Origin of the sequence: Phenylobacterium sp. (genome assembly GCF_036723115.1) — a bacterium.
Taxonomy (GTDB): Bacteria; Pseudomonadota; Alphaproteobacteria; order Caulobacterales; family Caulobacteraceae; genus Phenylobacterium.
Genome location: NZ_DAIMHV010000063.1, coordinates 1 through 15,601, shown reverse-complemented (window position 1 = coordinate 15,601; position 15,601 = coordinate 1). Strand labels below are relative to the sequence as shown.

Below are 15,601 nucleotides of genomic sequence, written 5' to 3'. Positions count from 1 at the left end.
GTTCATGCTTGTCCGGCTGCCGGGGCAAGCTGTCGATGAAAGCCAACTCGATACGCCTGAAGACAGTAGTTTCCAGTCGGCAAGCCATGGCGCCAGATGCCGAGGGGTGACAAAACCGAGCAAGGGCCCCAGTTGGCCCCTGTCCGCTAAGCCGGCGTAAACGTCCGGTCTCGGGCGGCGATCCAAGGTCGGCCCCTGGCGCACAGCGACTTACGCAACCTTGACACTACGCCTCCCTACCGCCGCTTCCCACGCCCACTCCGCCCCGCCGGCGGCGGGCGGCCCGCCTTGCGGCGCACGCCGAGCCTCGGACGTGGGGCCGTGGGGTCGGGGTCGGCCGGGTCGCTCAGCATGTCGAACAGCAGGCCGCCGGTGATGGGGGTGGCTTCGCGCAGACGCACCTCCACGCTCATGCCCAGCGGCCAGCGGGCGCCGGAGCGTTCGCCTACCAGGGCGTGCATCCGTTCGTCATGGACGAAGAACTCACCCCCCAGGCTGGAGACGGGGACGAGGCCGTCGGCGCCGGTCTCTGCCAGGCGCACGAAGAGGCCAAAGCGGGTGACGCCGGTGATGCGCCCTTCGAAGGCGGCGCCCACCCGGTCGGACAGGAAGGCGGCCACATAGCGGTCGGTGGCGTCGCGCTCGGCGGCCATGGCGCGGCGCTCGGCCGCGGTGATCTCTTCGGCCGTCGCCTTCATGTGAGAGATATCCCAGTCGCTCAGGCCGTCCGGCGCGCCCGGCAGGTTCAGCCCCAGCGCCTTGATCAGGGCCCGGTGGACGATCAGATCGGCATAGCGCCGGATGGGCGAGGTGAAGTGGGCGTAGCGGTCCAGGTTGAGGCCGAAATGGCCGATATTGTCGGTGTTGTAGTGGGCCTGCATCTGGGTGCGCAGGACCACCTCGTTGACGATCTCGGCGTGCGGGCCTTCCCGGGTGAGCGCCAGCAGGCGGTTGAACCGGTCGGTGCGCGGCGCCTCGCCCTTGGACCAGCTCACGCCGATGGAGCCCAGGAATTCGCCCAGGCTCGACAGCTTCTCCGGGCTGGGGGCGTCGTGGACCCGGTAGATCAGGGGCGTGCGCTTGCCCTCCAGGCTCTCTGCCGCGCAGACATTGGCCTGGATCATCATCTCTTCGATGAGCCGATGGGCCTCCAGTGAGGCCCGCGGCGTGATGGAGGTGACCTCGCCCTCGGCGTTGATGACGATCTTGCGCTCCAGGCTTTCGATGGCGAGCGGCGAGCGCGCCTCGCGGCCCTTCAGCAGGGTGTGATAGGCGGCCCAGAGCGGTTTGAGGATGGGCTCCAGCAGGGGGCCGGACTTGTCGTCGGGGGCGCCGTCGATGGCGCTCTGGGCCTGCTCATAGGCCAGCTTGGCGGCCGAGCGCATGAGGCCGCGGACGAAGCGGTGGCTGCGCTTGCGCCCCGTGGCGTCAAACACCATCCGCACCGCCAGGCAGGCCCGCGCCTCGCCCTCCCGCAGGGAGCAGAGGCCGTTGGACAGGCGCTCGGGCAGCATGGGCTCCACCCGGTCGGGGAAATAGACGCTGTTGCCCTTTTCCCGGGCCTCCCGGTCCAGGGCGCCGCCGGGCCGGACATAGGCCGCCACATCGGCGATGGCCACCCAGACGATCCAGCCGCCCGGATTGGCGGGGTCCTCGTCGGCCTGTGCGTAGACGGCGTCGTCATGGTCGCGGGCGTCGGCCGGGTCGATGGTGATCAGCGGCAGGTCGCGCAGGTCCTCCCGACCGGCCAGGTCCGGCGCCTTGGCGGCCTCAGCCTCGGCCTGGGCCTCGTCGGAGAAGCCCATGGGAATGCCGTGGGTATGGATGGCGATGAGGCTGGCGGCGCGGGGCTGGTCCTCCCGGCCCACCACCTCCAGGATCTTGCCCCGCTTGGGGCCATAGCGGCGTTCGGCCAGGCCCACCTGGGCCAGCACCAGGTCGCCGTCCTTCAGCCGGCCGTCGTCGAAGACCACCAGGCTTTCCTTGGACTTGCGGTCCACGGGCTCGACCCGCACCTCGCGGCGATCCTTGCGCACCACGCCCAGCACCCGGTGCGCGCTCTGGCCCAGGCGCTTGATCAGGCGGGCCTCGGTCTCGCCGCTCTCCAGGGGCGTGAAGCGCACCAGCAGCCGGTCGCCCAGGCCCGGCGCCCCGGCCACCGCCTCGCCCCGATCGGGGGCCAGGCGGACGAGCGGCGTATCCTCCGCCCCTTTGGTCAGGCGCACGAACAGGTCCCCGTCGGTGTCGCGCTCCACCACATCGACCACGCCCACGGGGGGTAGGGCGCCCAGTTCGGCCACGCCCTTGCGGCCCCGGCGGCTGAGCGTGCCTTCGGCCTGGAGCTCGTTCAGCAACTCGCGCAGGGCCCGGCGGTCGGCGCCCTTGAGGCCGAAAACCCGCGCCAGTTCGCCGCGGTCGGTCTCGCCGGTCTCGCGGATGTGACGCAGCAGGGTCTCACGATCGGGCAGGCCCGGCGTGCGCGCGCCGGCGAAGCGTTGGGACTTGGGCGCTCGCGAGGGGGGGCGAGGTTGGGGCGTTCGGGTCTTGGCCATCGCCCCTTGTAACGCGGGAATCAGTCCGGCGCTTCAGTCGTCCTCGTCTCGAAAGACGCCCAGGCGGGTGAGGCCCGCAATGGTAGTGGCGCCCTCGACCTTGGAGACGGTGCGCACCGCCCCATGCGCAGCCAGGGCCTGGGCCAGGCCCTCGGCATGGGTGACCAGCCAGACCTGGCTCCGCTTCGCCGCCGTGGCGATCATGGCGGCCAGGGGCGCCATCAGGTCGGGATGCAGGCTGGCCTCGGGCTCATTGAGCGCGATGAAGGGCGGCAGGCGATAGGCCAGCAGGGCCCCGGCCAGGGCCAGGAAGCGCAGGGTTCCGTCCGACAGTTCGGCCGGCTCGAACACGCGCTGCGGAAATTCCGGCAGGCGCAGACCGAAACTCGCCTCCCGGACGGGGGGCGGCAGGTCCAGGCGCGCGCCGGGAAAGGCGTGGTCGATGGCCGCGTCCAGATCGGTGGTGTCGCCGCGGATATGGGCCAGGGTGGCGAACACCGCCGCCAGGTTGGCGCCGTCGGAATCCAGGGTGGGAGAGGCCACGGCCACGCAGGGACGCCGCAGGGGCGAGGCCGCATCGGTGCGGACGTCGTGATAGAAGCGCCAGCCCAGGACGGTGCGCCGCACCAGATCAAGCTCGGGATAGCGCGCCGGATCCTCCAGCCGCCCCAGCAGGGTTTCCGAGCTCAGCAGGTCCATATCGATCTCAGCGGGCCGCCCGTCCGTCCCCCTGGCCATGACGGCGTTGTTGCGCCGCTCCATCATGCGCAGCCGCTTGCCGCCGGAATGATAGGTCAGGGCCTCGAGCTTGACCTGCGGTTCCTGGGCGAAGGCCCCCGCGGTGGGCGGGGGAAAGCCCACCTCCACCTCATAGCGATAGGCTGCCTCCCGCCGGCCGGGATCGGAAAGCGTGACGGCGAGCGCAAGGCGCGTCGGCGTTCGCCCCTGCCGGGGTCCGGCCCACAGGGCGCGGTCCAGCCCCTCGGCCGCCAGGCGTTCTCCCAGCCGGTTGGCCGCAGCGGCCTGGATCAGCTCCAGGGCGCGGTAGAGGTTGGACTTGCCCACCCCATTGGCGCCGACGAACACGTCGAGCCGCGACATGGGATAGGTGATGTCCCGTAGCGACCGATAGCCCGAGGCTGAGACGTCGCGAACGGGCAGGTCCATGGGTTCAGCTCGTCGGCGCCTTCGTGGCCGCCGCCTTCTTCGCGGGAGCCTTTTTGGCCGGAGCTTTCTTTGGGGCCGCGGCCTTTTTCGGCGCGGCCGCCTTGGCGGCTGCGGCGGGCTTCTCGGCCTTGGCCTTCGCCTTGGCCGGGGCCTTCTTGGCGGGCTTCTTGCCGCCGCCCTTGGCCTCGCGCTCGGCGATCAGGGCCAGCGCCTGCTCCAGGGTGATCTCCTGCGGGTCGGAGCCGCGGGGGATGTTGGCGTTGGTGGCGCCGTGCTTGATGTAGGGGCCATAGCGGCCCGACAGAATCCGCACCGGCGCGCCGTCGGCGGGATGGGCGCCCAGTTCCTTCAGGGCCGCGGCCTCGCCCCGGCGTCCCTTGCCCCCGGCCTTCTTCTCGGCCAGCAGGGCGACGGCGCGGTTCAGGCCCACCTCGAACACCTCGTCGATGGACTCCAGATTGGCGTAGGCGCCGTTGTGCTGGACGAAGGGACCATAACGGCCAAGGCCCGCCAGAATCATCTGGCCGTCCTCCGGATGCTCGCCCACCTCGCGGGGCAGGCGCAGCAGGCGCAGGCCCTTGTCCAGGTCCATGGCCGCCGGCGACCAGGTCTTGGGCAGGCTGGAGCGCTTGGGCTTGTCGCCTTCGCCCAGCTGCACATAGGGGCCGAAGCGGCCGCTCTTCAGATAGACCACCAGGCCGGTCTCGGGATCGGTCCCCAGCTCCCGGTCGCCGCTGGCGGCGTCGGCCTCTTCGCCGTCAGGCTGGGCGATGGGGCGGGTGTAGCGGCATTCCGGATAGTTGGAGCAGCCGATGAAGGCGCCGAACTTGCCGGTCTTGAGCGAGAGCCGGCCCGTGCCGCAGGTGGGGCAGGCGCGCGGGTCGGCGCCGTCGCCCTTGTCCGGGAAGATGTGCGGCCCCAGGGAGTCGTTGAGCGCGTCCAGGACATGGGTCACGCGCAGCTCGGAGATTTCCCCCACCGCGGCGTGGAAATCGCGCCAGAAGTCGCGCAGCAGCACCTTCCAGTCCAGCTCGCCGGCCGAGACCAGGTCGAGCTTCTCCTCCAGGGCGGCGGTGAAGTCGTACTCCACATAGCGGCGGAAGAACTGCTCAAGGAAGGCGGTGACCAGCCGGCCCTTGTCCTCGGGCACGAAGCGGTTCTTCTCCATCCGCACATAGGCGCGGTCGCGCAGCACGGTGAGCACCGAGGCGTAGGTGGAGGGCCGGCCGATGCCCAGCTCCTCCATCTTCTTGACCAGGCTGGCTTCGGAATAGCGGGGCGGGGGCTCGGTGAAATGCTGGGCGGCGCGGGCGGCGGCCACCCGGGCCTGGGCCCCTTGCGCCACCTGGGGCAGGCGGCCCGACTCCTCGTCGTCCGGATCGTCGCGGCCCTCTTCATAGACCGCCAGATAGCCGTCGAACTGGATCACCTGGCCGGTGGCGCGCAGGCCGGTCTGGCCATCGGCGCTGTCCAGCTCGATGGTGGTGCGCTCGATCCGGGCGCTCTCCATCTGGGAGGCGATCATTCGCTTCCAGACCAGCTCGTAGAGGCGGCCCAGGTCGCCCTCCAGGCGCAGCGAGCCGGGATTGCGGGTCAGGCTGGTGGGGCGGATGGCTTCGTGGGCTTCCTGGGCGTTCTTGGCCTTGGTGCGGTAGAGCCTCGGCTGTTCGGGCACATAGTCGCGGCCATAGACGCCGCCGATCACCTGGCGGGCCTCCTCGATGGCCTCGGGCGCGGCCTGAACCCCGTCGGTCCGCATATAGGTGATCAGGCCCACCGTCTCGCCGCCGATATCGACGCCCTCATAGAGCTTCTGGGCGGCCTGCATGGTCCGCTGGGCCGAGAAGCCGAGCTTGCGGGCGGCCTCCTGTTGCAGGGTCGAGGTGGTGAAGGGCGGGGCCGGCGCCCGCTTGCCGGGCTTCTTCTCCACCGAGGCGACGGTGAAGCTGGCGGCCATGACGGCGGACTTGGCGGCCTCCGCGGCGGCGGCGTCGCCCAAGTCGAACTTGGTCAGCCGCTTGCCCTGGTGCTTGACCATGCGCGCCACGAACGGGTCGCCGCCCGCGGCCACATCGGCCTCCACCGACCAGTACTCCTGGGTCTGGAAGCGCTCGATCTCCAGTTCGCGATCGACCACCAGACGCAGGGCCACCGACTGGACGCGGCCGGCCGAGCGGGAGCCGGGCAGCTTGCGCCACAGGACCGGCGACAGGGTGAAGCCCACCAGATAGTCCAGGGCGCGGCGGGCGAGATAGGCCTCCACCAGCTCCATATCCAGGTCCCGCGGGGCCTTCATGGCCTCGGTGACGGCGGACTTGGTGATGGCGTTGAACACCACCCGCTGGACCTGGGCGTCCTTCAGCACCTTCTTCTTCTGCAGAACCTCCAGGACATGCCAGGAAATCGCCTCGCCCTCGCGGTCGGGGTCGGTGGCCAGGATCAGGCGGTCGGCCTTCTTCACCGCCTCGGCGATGTCCGACAGGCGCTTGGAGGACTTGGCGTCCACGTCCCAGCTCATGGCGAAATCGTCGTCCGGCCGCACCGAGCCGTCCTTGGGCGGCAGGTCTCGCACATGGCCGTAGGAGGCCAGGACGACATAGTCGGAGCCCAGATACTTGTTGATGGTCTTGGCCTTGGCCGGGCTCTCGACGACGACGACGTTCATGAGGGAGCTTTAACTCACAGTCCGCCGACGGGAGGCCGCGGACACAAAGGCGCGAAAATTGGGGTTGCGTCTTGCAACCTGTCAACTGCCAGCCGACCAGACAAGCGGCGTCGCCTCGACCCGGGCGCCGAAAGGCTAAGCGCGCAGGCTTGCCGTGATCGTCTCACGCCCGGGCGGCCAGACCGCCGGGCAAGAGCTCGGCCTGGCCGGCCAGGGCCAGCTCCATCAGGGCTGCGGCCACCTCGCCCGGCGGCGCACGGGTGGCGCGGATCAGCTCGTCCCGCGAGACCGGGGTCGGCGACAGAAGCTCGGCCAGGCGCTTCACCAGCCGCGAATCGGCCGCATCCTCCGAAGCCGCGTGGCTGAAGGGCGCAGGCTCAGGCGCGGCGAATCCGCCAAAGGTTTCCAGGGCGCGCAGGACGTCGTCCACCCCCTCGCACAGGGCCGCGCCCTGGCGGATCAGGTCGTTGGCCCCGCGCGCGCGGGGATCAAGCGGGGAGCCCGGCACCGCCAGCACGTCTCGGCCCATCTCGCCGGCCAAGCGGGCGGTGATCAGCGAACCGGACCGCAGCTCGGCCTCCACCACCACCACCGCGCGGGCCAGGCCCGCGATGATGCGGTTGCGCCGGGGGAAGTCGCGGGCCTGGGCCTTGCGGCCGGGGGGCTGCTCGGCGACGACGCACCCCTTGTCCAGGATCTGGGCATAGAGCTCGCGGTGCTCGTGGGGGTAGATGTCGTCGATCCCGCCGCCCAGGACAGCCACGGTGCCGGTTTCCAGGGCGCCTTCGTGGGCCGCTCCGTCTATGCCCCGGGCCATGCCGGAGACGACGCCGTAGCCGGCCGCCCCCAGATCGGCGGCCAGGCCGCGGGCGAATCGCTGTCCCGCCGCGGAGGCGACCCGCGCCCCCACGAGCGCCACCAAGGGCCGGTTCAGAAGGGCCAAGTCGCCCCGCGTCCAGAGGACCGGCGGCGCGGGGTCCAGGGCGGCCAGGGCGCGGGGAAACGCCGCCTCGCCCGAACAGATCAGCTGCGCCCCCAGCGCGGCGCCCGCCGCCAACTCGGCCTCAATGGCCGCCAGGCTCGGAATCTCCGCCGCCCGGCCGGCGCGCTCGGCCAGTTGCGGCAGGGCCGCCAGGGCGCGCCCGGGCTCGCCATAGCGGGCCAGAAGCTCGGCGAAGAGCACAGGCCCCACGCCGCCGGTGCGCGCCAGCCGCAGCCAGTCGCGGCGCTGGGAGGGCGAGAGCGTCAGGCTCACGCCGGCGCCTGCGGAGGTTCGGCGGGGGCCTTCTTGGCGCCGATCCGGGGCTCCTCGCCCTTGAGCAGGCGACGGATATTGTCCTTGTGGCGGATATAGATCAGCACCCCCATCCCCAGGGCCAGGGCCGCATAGGGATAGGGGCGGTCCAGCAGGAAGACGAAGATGGGCGCCAGCGCCGCCGCGGTGAGGGCGGCCAGGGACGAGATGCGGAAGATGACCGCCATGACGATCCATGTGGCGCCGGCCAGAAGGCCCACCGGCCAGGCCGCCGCCAGCAGGGTGCCGAAGAAGGTGGCCACCCCCTTGCCGCCCTTGAATCCCAGCCAGACCGGAAAGAGGTGGCCCACAAAGGCCGCGCCTGCGGCGATGGCGATCACCGGCGCCTGCACCGCCTCCGGCGACTGGCGGGTGAGCAGCCAGGCCAGCAGCACAGCCAGGGCGCCCTTGCCGCCGTCGCCCACCAGGGTGATGGCCGCCAGATCCTTGCGCCCGGTGCGCAGGACGTTGGTCGCTCCGATATTGCCCGATCCGATGCTGCGCACGTCGCCGGCGCCCCCCAGGCGCGTGGCGATGACGCCAAAGGGAATGGAGCCCAGCAGATAGCCGCCCAAGGCGGCCAGGGCGATGAGCAGCGGGTTCAAGGTGTCGGTCGGCATGTGTTTCCCCCGGTTCAGCTTTGGGGACGAAACCTAAAGCAGGTTTCCCCACGCCGTAACGCGCTTTGATCGCATGGCCCTTATTCCCGTTTTGTTCCATTTCGCCCGTCGCCGCAAGAGGCGCGAGAGGCGAGGGACACTGGCTTAGTCGGCGGAATAGACCTGGCGGCCTTCTACCAGGGTCGCGCGGACCACGCCCTGAAGGCGGCGTCCATCGAAGGGGGTGTTCTTGGACTTGGATTTCAGCGCCGCGGGATCGACCACCAGCGGCGCGTTCAGATCGCACAGCACCAGATCGGCCGGCGCGCCCTTGGCCAGGCGCCCGGCCTTCAGGCCCAGCAGCTCGGCGGGGCGGCTGGTGACCTTGGCCATCAGGTCGAGCAGCTCCATCCGGCCCTCGTGATGCAGGGCCAGCAGGGCCGGCAGCAGGGTCTGCAGGCCCACCGCGCCTGGGGCGGCCTCGTCATAGGGCAGGCGCTTGTCCTCAGCCGGCGCCGGGGCGTGGGCGGAGACGACGATGTCGATGAGGCCGGAGGCCAGGGCCTCGATCACCGCCTGCCGGTCGTCCTCGCTGCGCAGGGGCGGGTCGACCTTGCAGAAGGTGCGGTAGTCGCCGATGTCCACCTCGTTGAACGACAGGTGGTTGATGGAGGTGGTGGCGGTCACGTCCAGGCCGCGGGCCTTGCCGCGTTCCAGGCTCTCCAGGGCGCAGGCGGTGGTGATCTGGTCGACGAGCAGCCGCCCGCCGGTGAGCTCCACCAGCGCAAGGTCCCGCTCCAGCATGATCTTCTCGGCGATGGCGGGAACCGAGGGCAGGCCCATGCGGCCGGCCAGTTCGCCTTCGCTGGCCGCAGCGCCGGCCGACAGCCACGGGTCAGCGGGGCGGTGGGCCACCAGCACGCCGAACCCCCGCGCATAGGCCAGCAGGCGGCGGAAGACCTTGGAGTTGACGATGGGGCGGTCGGCGTCGGTGACATAGACGCAGCCGGCGTCGCGCATCAGGCCGATCTCGGCCATCCGCTCGCCCTTCAGCCCCTTGGTGGCGGCGCCGGCGGGATAGACATGCACCAGGCCGATGTCGCGGGCGCGGCGCAGGATGAAGTCCACCACCGAAGGGTCGTCCACCGCCGGATCGGTGTCGGGCTGGACGATGATGGAGGTGACCCCGCCCGCCGCCGCGGCCAGGGCCGCGGACTTGAGCGTCTCCTTGGGCTCGGCGCCGGGCTCGCCGGTCTTGACCCGCAGGTCGATGAGGCCGGGGCACAGCATGGCGCCGCGGGCGTCGATGACCTCGGCGTCCTGGCTGATGGCGCCGGTGTCGGCGCCCTCGATCCGGTCGCGGATCACGCCGTCGCGCACCAGGAGGGCGCCGGGGCCGTCATAGGCCGAGGCGGGATCCACCAGCCGGGCGTTGATCAGGGCTAAGGGACGGGACGCCATCAGTCGTTATCCAGTCGCGCGGCGAGCGCGCTCAGCACAGCCATGCGGGCGGCCACGCCCATCTCCACCTGATCCTGGATCAGACTCACGGCCAGGTCGTCGGCCACGTCGGAGTCGATCTCCACCCCGCGGTTCATGGGGCCGGGATGCATGACCCGCACATGGGGCGCGGCATGGGCCAGCTTTTCCCGGTCCAGGCCGAAGAACCGGAAATACTCCCGCTGGGACGGCGCCAGCACCCCGTCCATGCGCTCCAACTGCAGGCGCAGCATCATCACCACATCGCAGCCGGCGATACCTCGGCGCAGGTCGTGATGAACGGCCGAGCCCCAGCGGTCGGCCTGGGCCGGCATCAGGGTGGGCGGCCCCACCAGCCGCACCTCGGCGCCCAGCATCTGCAGCAGGGCCACATTGGAACGGGCCACCCGGCTGTGCAGCACGTCGCCGCAAATGGCCACCTTCAGCCCGGCGATGCGGCCGAAGGCCCGGCGCATGGACAGGGCGTCCAGCAGGGCCTGGGTGGGGTGCTCGTGCTGGCCGTCCCCGGCGTTGATCACCGAGCAGGACAGTTTCTGGGCCAGAAGCGAGGCCGCGCCGGACGAGGCATGGCGCACCACCAGCAGGTCGGGCTGCATGGCGTTCAGGGTCACGGCGGTGTCGATCAGGGTCTCGCCCTTGGAGATGGACGAGGCCCGCGGGCTCATATTGACCACGTCGGCGCCCAGGCGCTTGCCGGCCAGTTCGAAGGAGCTCTGGGTGCGGGTGGAGTTCTCGAAGAACAGGTTCATCAGCGTGCGACCCTTGAGCAGGTCGAGCTTCTTCGAGGTCTGCCGGTTCAGGGTGACGAAGCCGTCGGCCAGGTCGAGCAGGTCGCCCACCTCGACGGGATTGAGGTCCATCACCGACAGGAAGTGACGCTTGGGGAACGGGAAGGTCCGGCCAAGCACGTCGTGCAGCTGGGATTGGGGCGCGCTCATTAAAGCGCCCTCTTAAGGCCCGTCCGGCTCCACGCCAAGTCGCCGGGCGCGGGCGTCCACATCTTCGCTTGCAGATCTTCAGGCCTGGCTAGCGTGGCGCAGCCGGTCCAGGGCGCCCTGGAGGATCCAGGCGGCCGCGGTCTTGTCCACCACCTCGCCCCGGCGGGCGCGGCTCATATCGGCCTCGTCCACGAGCATCCGGTTCACCGCCACCGAGCTCATCCGCTCGTCCCAGAAGGCGATGGGCAGGTCGCGCAGGCGCAGGAGGTTGCGGGCGAAGGCGCGGCTGGACTGGCAGCGCGGCCCCTCGGTCCCGTCCATGTTCACCGGCAGGCCGATGACCAGGCCCTGGGCCTCGCGGCTGGCCATCAGGGCGAATAACTGCTCGGCGTCCTGGGTGAACTTGGTCTTGCGGATCAAGGCCAGGGGCGAGGCCACCATGCGCGTTCCATCGGAGACGGCCACGCCGATGGTCTTTTCCCCCAGATCAAGGCCGGCCACAGGGGCCAGGCGCGGCAGGGCGGCGGGGAGTTCGAGAAGATCGACCACGGGCATGTCCGCTCCATAGCCGCGCGGCGCGGGGGAGGCGACCGCCAAATCCGTCAGGCGCCCTCTGAGCGCTTGTCAAAGGCGCACCGGCACGGCTAACCCACGGATCAGTTTGCAAGGAGGCCCCCATGGCCATCGACGCGGCGACCGTGCGCAAGGTCGCCAAGCTGGCGCGGATCGCGCAAGCCGAAGACCGGTTGGAGCCGCTCGCCCATGAGCTGAGCGGCATTCTCGACTGGATCGAGATGCTGAACGAGGTCGATACGGACGGCGTGGAGCCCATGACCTCGGTGGTTCATCAGGGCCTGCCCATGCGTGAGGATGTGGTCACCGACGGCGGCGCGCCCGAACGGGTGCTGGCCAATGCGCCGCGCGCGGCCAAGGACTTCTTCGTGGTCCCTAAGGTGGTGGAATAGATGAGCGACCTCACCAAGCTGACCCTGAAGTCGGCCCTGGACGGCCTGGCCGAAAAGCACTTTTCGGCCGAGGAGCTGACCCGCGCCCATGTGAGCGCGGTCGAAGCCGCCCGTCCGCTGAACGCCTATGTGCTGGAGACCCCGGACAAGGCGCTGGACATGGCCCGCGCCAGCGACGCCCGCCGGGCGCGCGGCGAGGCCGGCGCCCTGGACGGGGCGCCCCTGGGGATCAAGGACCTGTTCTGCACCGAGGGCGTCCGCTCCACCGCCTGTTCGCGCATCCTTGGCGACTTCCGCCCGCAGTATGAGTCCACTGTCACCGCCAATCTGTGGCGCGACGGGGCGGTGATGCTGGGCAAGCTGAACATGGACGAATTCGCCATGGGCTCGTCCAACGAGACCAGCGCCTTCGGCCCGGTGGTCAATCCCTGGCGGGCGCAGGGCGATGAGACGCCGCGTACGCCGGGCGGCTCCTCAGGGGGCTCGGCCGCGGCTGTGGCCGCCGAGCTCTGCCTGGGGGCCACGGCCACCGACACCGGCGGCTCAATCCGCCAGCCCGCCGCCCTGACCGGCACGGTGGGGATCAAGCCGACCTACGGGCGCTGTTCCCGCTGGGGCGTGGTGGCCTTCGCCTCGTCACTCGACCAGGCCGGCCCCATCGCGCGGACGGTGGAGGACGCCGCCATCCTGCTCAAGTCCATGGCGGGCCATGATCCCAAGGACTCCACCAGCCTGAACGTGGCCGTCCCGGACTTCCCCAGCTTCGTGGGCAAGTCGGTGAAGGGCCTGCGGGTGGGGGTGCCCAAGGAGTACCGGGCCGATGGCATGTCGGCCGAGATCGAGACCCTGTGGGAACAGGGCGTCGCCTGGCTGAAGGACGCCGGCTGCGAGATCGTCGAGGTCTCGCTGCCGCACACCAAGTACGCCCTGCCGGCCTATTACATTGTCGCCCCGGCCGAGGCCTCGTCGAACCTCGCCCGCTATGACGGCATGCGTTACGGCCTGCGGGTGGAAGGGGCCAATCTCACCGAGACCTATGAGAAGACCCGCGCCGAAGGCTTCGGCGAGGAGGTCAAGCGCCGGATCATGATCGGCGCCTATGTGCTTTCGGCGGGCTATTACGACGCCTATTACCTCAAGGCCCAGAAGGTCCGCCGCCGCATCGCCGACGACTTCGACCAGGCCTTCGAGAAGGTGGACGCCCTGCTGACGCCCACGGCGCCGTCGGCGGCCTTCCCGCTGGGCCAGTCGTCGGATGATCCGGTGGCCATGTATCTGAACGACATCTTCACCGTGACGGTGAACCTGGCGGGCCTGCCGGGCATGAGCATTCCGGCCGGTCGGGACGCCTCGGGCCTGCCGCTGGGCCTCCAGCTGATCGGCCGGGCCCTGGACGAGGGCACGCTGTTCTCCCTGGGTTCGGCCCTGGAGACGGCGGCCGACTTCAAGGCGCGGCCGCAGGCCTGGTGGTGAGGTCCGCCGCCGCCGCGCCCCTCCAGGCGCGGACGGCGGCGACCGGTCAGTCGGTGGCCAGCTCGGACTTGATGGCGGCCAGGATATCGTCGGTGATCACGCCTTCGGAGAAGGGCTTGAGCTCCACCAGGGTCATGCCCTTGAACATCTCATAGGACGGATGCTCGGCGATGCCGGGGATATGCTTCTCGACGATGGGCTTGGCCTTGGGATCGGCCATCAGCTGTTCGACCGAGCTGGACTCGACCGAGACGGGGACCTGGGCGATGACCGGGACGGCGGCCAGGGCGAGCGAAAGGCCAAGGGCGGCGGTGGTGAAGGACTTGCGCATGTGTGTGGTTTCTTCCCCAGAGCGGCGGAATAGCCGCCGGCGGAGTGAGCCGCGCCCCGGGCTTTTGGGCAAGCAGATTCATAGGGCCGCTTTCACCGAAAAGTGGCGGACTGGACCTGGGTTCAATCCCTTGGAATTGGCCCTAGGTCCCTATTTCCAGCACAGGCGCGCGTTCGGGTCCGATAACCGGTTCCCACTGATCGGAACGCGCTCTAGGAAGGGCGCATGACTGAGAACACCAAGTTGATCCAGGGCCGCACCGGCCCGTGGGAGATGGTCCTGGGGCTGGAGGTCCACGCCCAGGTCGCCTCGAACGCCAAGCTGTTCTCCGGCGCGGCCGTGGGCTTCGGCGCCGGCCCCAACGCCCAGGTCAGCCTGGTGGACGCCGCCATGCCCGGCATGCTGCCGGTGATCAATCGCCGCTGCGTGGAGCAGGCCGTGCGTACGGGCCTCGGCCTCAAGGCGCAGATCAATCTGAAGTCCACATTCGACCGGAAGAACTACTTCTATCCGGACCTGCCCCAGGGCTATCAGATCAGCCAGTTCAAGGAGCCCATCGTCGGCGAGGGCGAGGTGCTGGTGGAGCTGGACGACGGTGAGGCCATCACCGTCCGCATCGAGCGCCTGCACCTGGAGCAGGACGCCGGCAAGTCCCTGCACGATCAGGATCCGAACTTCACCTATGTGGACCTGAACCGCGCGGGCACCGCCCTGATGGAGATCGTCTCGCGTCCGGACATGCGCTCGGCGGCGCAAGCCGCGGCCTATGTGAAGAAGCTGCGCACCATCCTCGTCTATCTGGGCACCTGCGACGGGGACATGGAGAAGGGCAATCTGCGCGCCGATGTGAACGTCTCGGTCTGTCGCCCGGGCGCCTATGAGAAGTTCCGCGCCACGGGGGACTTCAGCCACCTGGGCACACGCTGCGAGATCAAGAACGTCAACTCCTACCGCTTCATCCAGCAGGCCATCGAGTATGAGGCCCGCCGGCAGATCGAGATTCTGGAGGCCGGCGGCGCCATCGATCAGGAAACCCGGCTGTTCGATCCGGTAAAGGGCGAGACGCGGTCCATGCGCTCCAAGGAGGACGCGCACGACTATCGTTATTTCCCCGATCCGGACCTGCTGCCCCTGGAGCTGGACGCGGCCTGGGTGAAGGCGATTGAGGAGTCCCTGCCCGAACTGCCGGACGCCAAGAAGGCGCGGTTGCAGGCGCAATACGGCCTGTCGGCCTATGACGCCGGCGTCCTGGTGAGCGAGGCTGCGCGGGCCGACTATTTCGAGGCCGCCGCCCAGGGGCGCGACGCCAAGCTGATCGTCAACTGGGTGACCAATGAGCTGGCCGCCAAACTGACCTCCGACGGGCTGGACATCGACCAGAGCCCCATCGCCTCGAGCGAGATCGCCGAACTGGTGGCCCTGATTGAAGAGGGCGTCATCTCGTCCAAGATCGCCAAGGACGTGTTCGAGCGCATGTGGGCGGGCGAGGGCTCCCCCCGCGCGATCGTCAAGGCTCAGGGGCTGGAGCAGGTCTCCGACACCGGCGCGCTGGAGGCGATCATCGACGATCTCATCGCCAAGAATCCGGCCCAGGCCGATCAGGTGAAGGAAAAGCCCCAGGCCATCGGCTGGTTCGTGGGCCAGGTGATGAAGGCCACCGGCGGCAAGGCCAATCCCGGCGCGGTCAACCAGCTGCTCAAGGCCAAGCTCGGCCTTGAGTAACGGGCGTCGCCCGCAAGCGAAAAAGAGGGTCCCGGCCGACCGGAACCCTCTGTCCTTCCGCAACGAACGCTCGGCCCGGGCCTACCGGCTGTTGATGATCTCAAAGATCAGGCCGGTGGCGACGGCGGCGAGCAGATAGTCGTTGCCCACCTGGTACCAGGCATAGCCCCGGGGCGGCGGCCGCAGGCGGTAGCGGTGATAGTCGTGCACCACATAGCCGCGGTAGTGCGGCGGCAGGACCGCGCCCCTTTGCCAGGCCACATAGCCCGGGCGGTAGTAGGGGTGGTTGTAATAGGCCTGCGGCGGCGGGCCATAGTACCAGCGGTTCTGGTAATAGTAGCCATTGTAGCGACGATGGTCCCACCGCTGGTCATAGCGCGGCGGGGGGCCATGGT

13 protein-coding genes are annotated in these 15,601 nt (G+C 69.7%); 3 read left to right on the top strand and 10 right to left on the bottom strand.

From position 1 onward, the window contains the following. Positions 1–236: 236 nt before the first annotated feature. From rnr to ruvX, 8 genes are all read right to left on the bottom strand, one after another. Positions 237–2,552, bottom strand: coding sequence for a ribonuclease R (gene rnr, locus V7D28_RS08445; protein ID WP_333586938.1), 2,316 nt, complete (start codon positions 2,550–2,552; stop codon positions 237–239). A gap of 33 nt (positions 2,553–2,585) precedes the next feature. After that, positions 2,586–3,719: an AAA family ATPase gene (locus tag V7D28_RS08440; RefSeq protein WP_333586937.1), complete on the bottom strand. Its 1,134-nt coding sequence runs from the start codon at positions 3,717–3,719 to the stop codon at positions 2,586–2,588. 4 nt (positions 3,720–3,723) lie between these two features. Continuing rightward, on the bottom strand, positions 3,724–6,384 hold the full coding sequence (gene topA, locus V7D28_RS08435; RefSeq protein WP_333586936.1) for a type I DNA topoisomerase: 2,661 nt from the start codon (positions 6,382–6,384) through the stop codon (positions 3,724–3,726). A 163-nt stretch (positions 6,385–6,547) separates the two neighbouring features. Continuing rightward, positions 6,548–7,639 carry a DNA-processing protein DprA gene (dprA, locus tag V7D28_RS08430; protein ID WP_333586935.1) on the bottom strand — a complete coding sequence of 364 codons (1,092 nt, stop codon included), beginning with the start codon at positions 7,637–7,639 and terminating at the stop codon, positions 6,548–6,550. After that, positions 7,636–8,298: a glycerol-3-phosphate 1-O-acyltransferase PlsY gene (gene plsY / locus V7D28_RS08425; RefSeq protein WP_333586934.1), complete on the bottom strand. Its 663-nt coding sequence runs from the start codon at positions 8,296–8,298 to the stop codon at positions 7,636–7,638. Before plsY ends, dprA begins: the two co-directional genes overlap by 4 nt. Before the next feature lie 144 nt (positions 8,299–8,442). Beyond that, positions 8,443–9,741, bottom strand: coding sequence for a dihydroorotase (gene pyrC, locus V7D28_RS08420; protein WP_333586939.1), 1,299 nt, complete (start codon positions 9,739–9,741; stop codon positions 8,443–8,445). Next, positions 9,738–10,715 (bottom strand): aspartate carbamoyltransferase catalytic subunit, encoded by a 978-nt coding sequence (locus tag V7D28_RS08415; protein WP_333586933.1) that lies wholly within the window; start codon positions 10,713–10,715, stop codon positions 9,738–9,740. Before V7D28_RS08415 ends, pyrC begins: the two co-directional genes overlap by 4 nt. A gap of 78 nt (positions 10,716–10,793) precedes the next feature. Further along, positions 10,794–11,270 carry a Holliday junction resolvase RuvX gene (gene ruvX, locus V7D28_RS08410; RefSeq protein ID WP_333586932.1) on the bottom strand — a complete coding sequence of 159 codons (477 nt, stop codon included), beginning with the start codon at positions 11,268–11,270 and terminating at the stop codon, positions 10,794–10,796. A gap of 122 nt (positions 11,271–11,392) precedes the next feature. Between ruvX and gatC the strand changes: the two genes are divergently transcribed. Together gatC and gatA are read left to right on the top strand one after the other, a co-directional pair. Beyond that, entirely contained in the window at positions 11,393–11,680 is a 288-nt protein-coding gene (gatC, locus tag V7D28_RS08405; RefSeq protein WP_333586931.1) for an Asp-tRNA(Asn)/Glu-tRNA(Gln) amidotransferase subunit GatC, read from the top strand. Further along, positions 11,681–13,153, top strand: coding sequence for an Asp-tRNA(Asn)/Glu-tRNA(Gln) amidotransferase subunit GatA (gene gatA, locus V7D28_RS08400; RefSeq protein ID WP_333586930.1), 1,473 nt, complete (start codon positions 11,681–11,683; stop codon positions 13,151–13,153). 46 nt (positions 13,154–13,199) lie between these two features. On the opposite strand, the gene V7D28_RS08395 is transcribed toward gatA, so the two are convergent. Next, entirely contained in the window at positions 13,200–13,484 is a 285-nt protein-coding gene (locus tag V7D28_RS08395) for a hypothetical protein (RefSeq protein ID WP_333586929.1), read from the bottom strand. 225 nt (positions 13,485–13,709) lie between these two features. On the opposite strand from V7D28_RS08395, the gene gatB reads away from it, so the two are divergent. Further along, on the top strand, positions 13,710–15,206 hold the full coding sequence (gene gatB, locus V7D28_RS08390) for an Asp-tRNA(Asn)/Glu-tRNA(Gln) amidotransferase subunit GatB (RefSeq protein WP_333586928.1): 1,497 nt from the start codon (positions 13,710–13,712) through the stop codon (positions 15,204–15,206). 81 nt (positions 15,207–15,287) lie between these two features. Here gatB and V7D28_RS08385 read toward each other — a convergent pair. Then, positions 15,288–15,601 (bottom strand): RcnB family protein (locus V7D28_RS08385; RefSeq protein ID WP_333586927.1); only part of this gene is annotated, 314 nt, incomplete at its 5' end.

What these genes read in the sequence shown, in the direction of transcription:
- rnr (WP_333586938.1), bottom strand. Translation starts at nt 2,552, where the DNA reads ATGGCCAAGACCCGAACGCCCCAACCTCGCCCCCCCTCGCGAGCGCCC.
- V7D28_RS08440 (WP_333586937.1), bottom strand. Translation starts at nt 3,719, where the DNA reads ATGGACCTGCCCGTTCGCGACGTCTCAGCCTCGGGCTATCGGTCGCTA.
- topA (WP_333586936.1), bottom strand. Translation starts at nt 6,384, where the DNA reads ATGAACGTCGTCGTCGTCGAGAGCCCGGCCAAGGCCAAGACCATCAAC.
- plsY (WP_333586934.1), bottom strand. Translation starts at nt 8,298, where the DNA reads ATGCCGACCGACACCTTGAACCCGCTGCTCATCGCCCTGGCCGCCTTG.
- V7D28_RS08415 (WP_333586933.1), bottom strand. Translation starts at nt 10,715, where the DNA reads ATGAGCGCGCCCCAATCCCAGCTGCACGACGTGCTTGGCCGGACCTTC.
- ruvX (WP_333586932.1), bottom strand. Translation starts at nt 11,270, where the DNA reads ATGCCCGTGGTCGATCTTCTCGAACTCCCCGCCGCCCTGCCGCGCCTG.
- gatC (WP_333586931.1), top strand. Translation starts at nt 11,393, where the DNA reads ATGGCCATCGACGCGGCGACCGTGCGCAAGGTCGCCAAGCTGGCGCGG.
- gatA (WP_333586930.1), top strand. Translation starts at nt 11,681, where the DNA reads ATGAGCGACCTCACCAAGCTGACCCTGAAGTCGGCCCTGGACGGCCTG.
- V7D28_RS08395 (WP_333586929.1), bottom strand. Translation starts at nt 13,484, where the DNA reads ATGCGCAAGTCCTTCACCACCGCCGCCCTTGGCCTTTCGCTCGCCCTG.
- gatB (WP_333586928.1), top strand. Translation starts at nt 13,710, where the DNA reads ATGACTGAGAACACCAAGTTGATCCAGGGCCGCACCGGCCCGTGGGAG.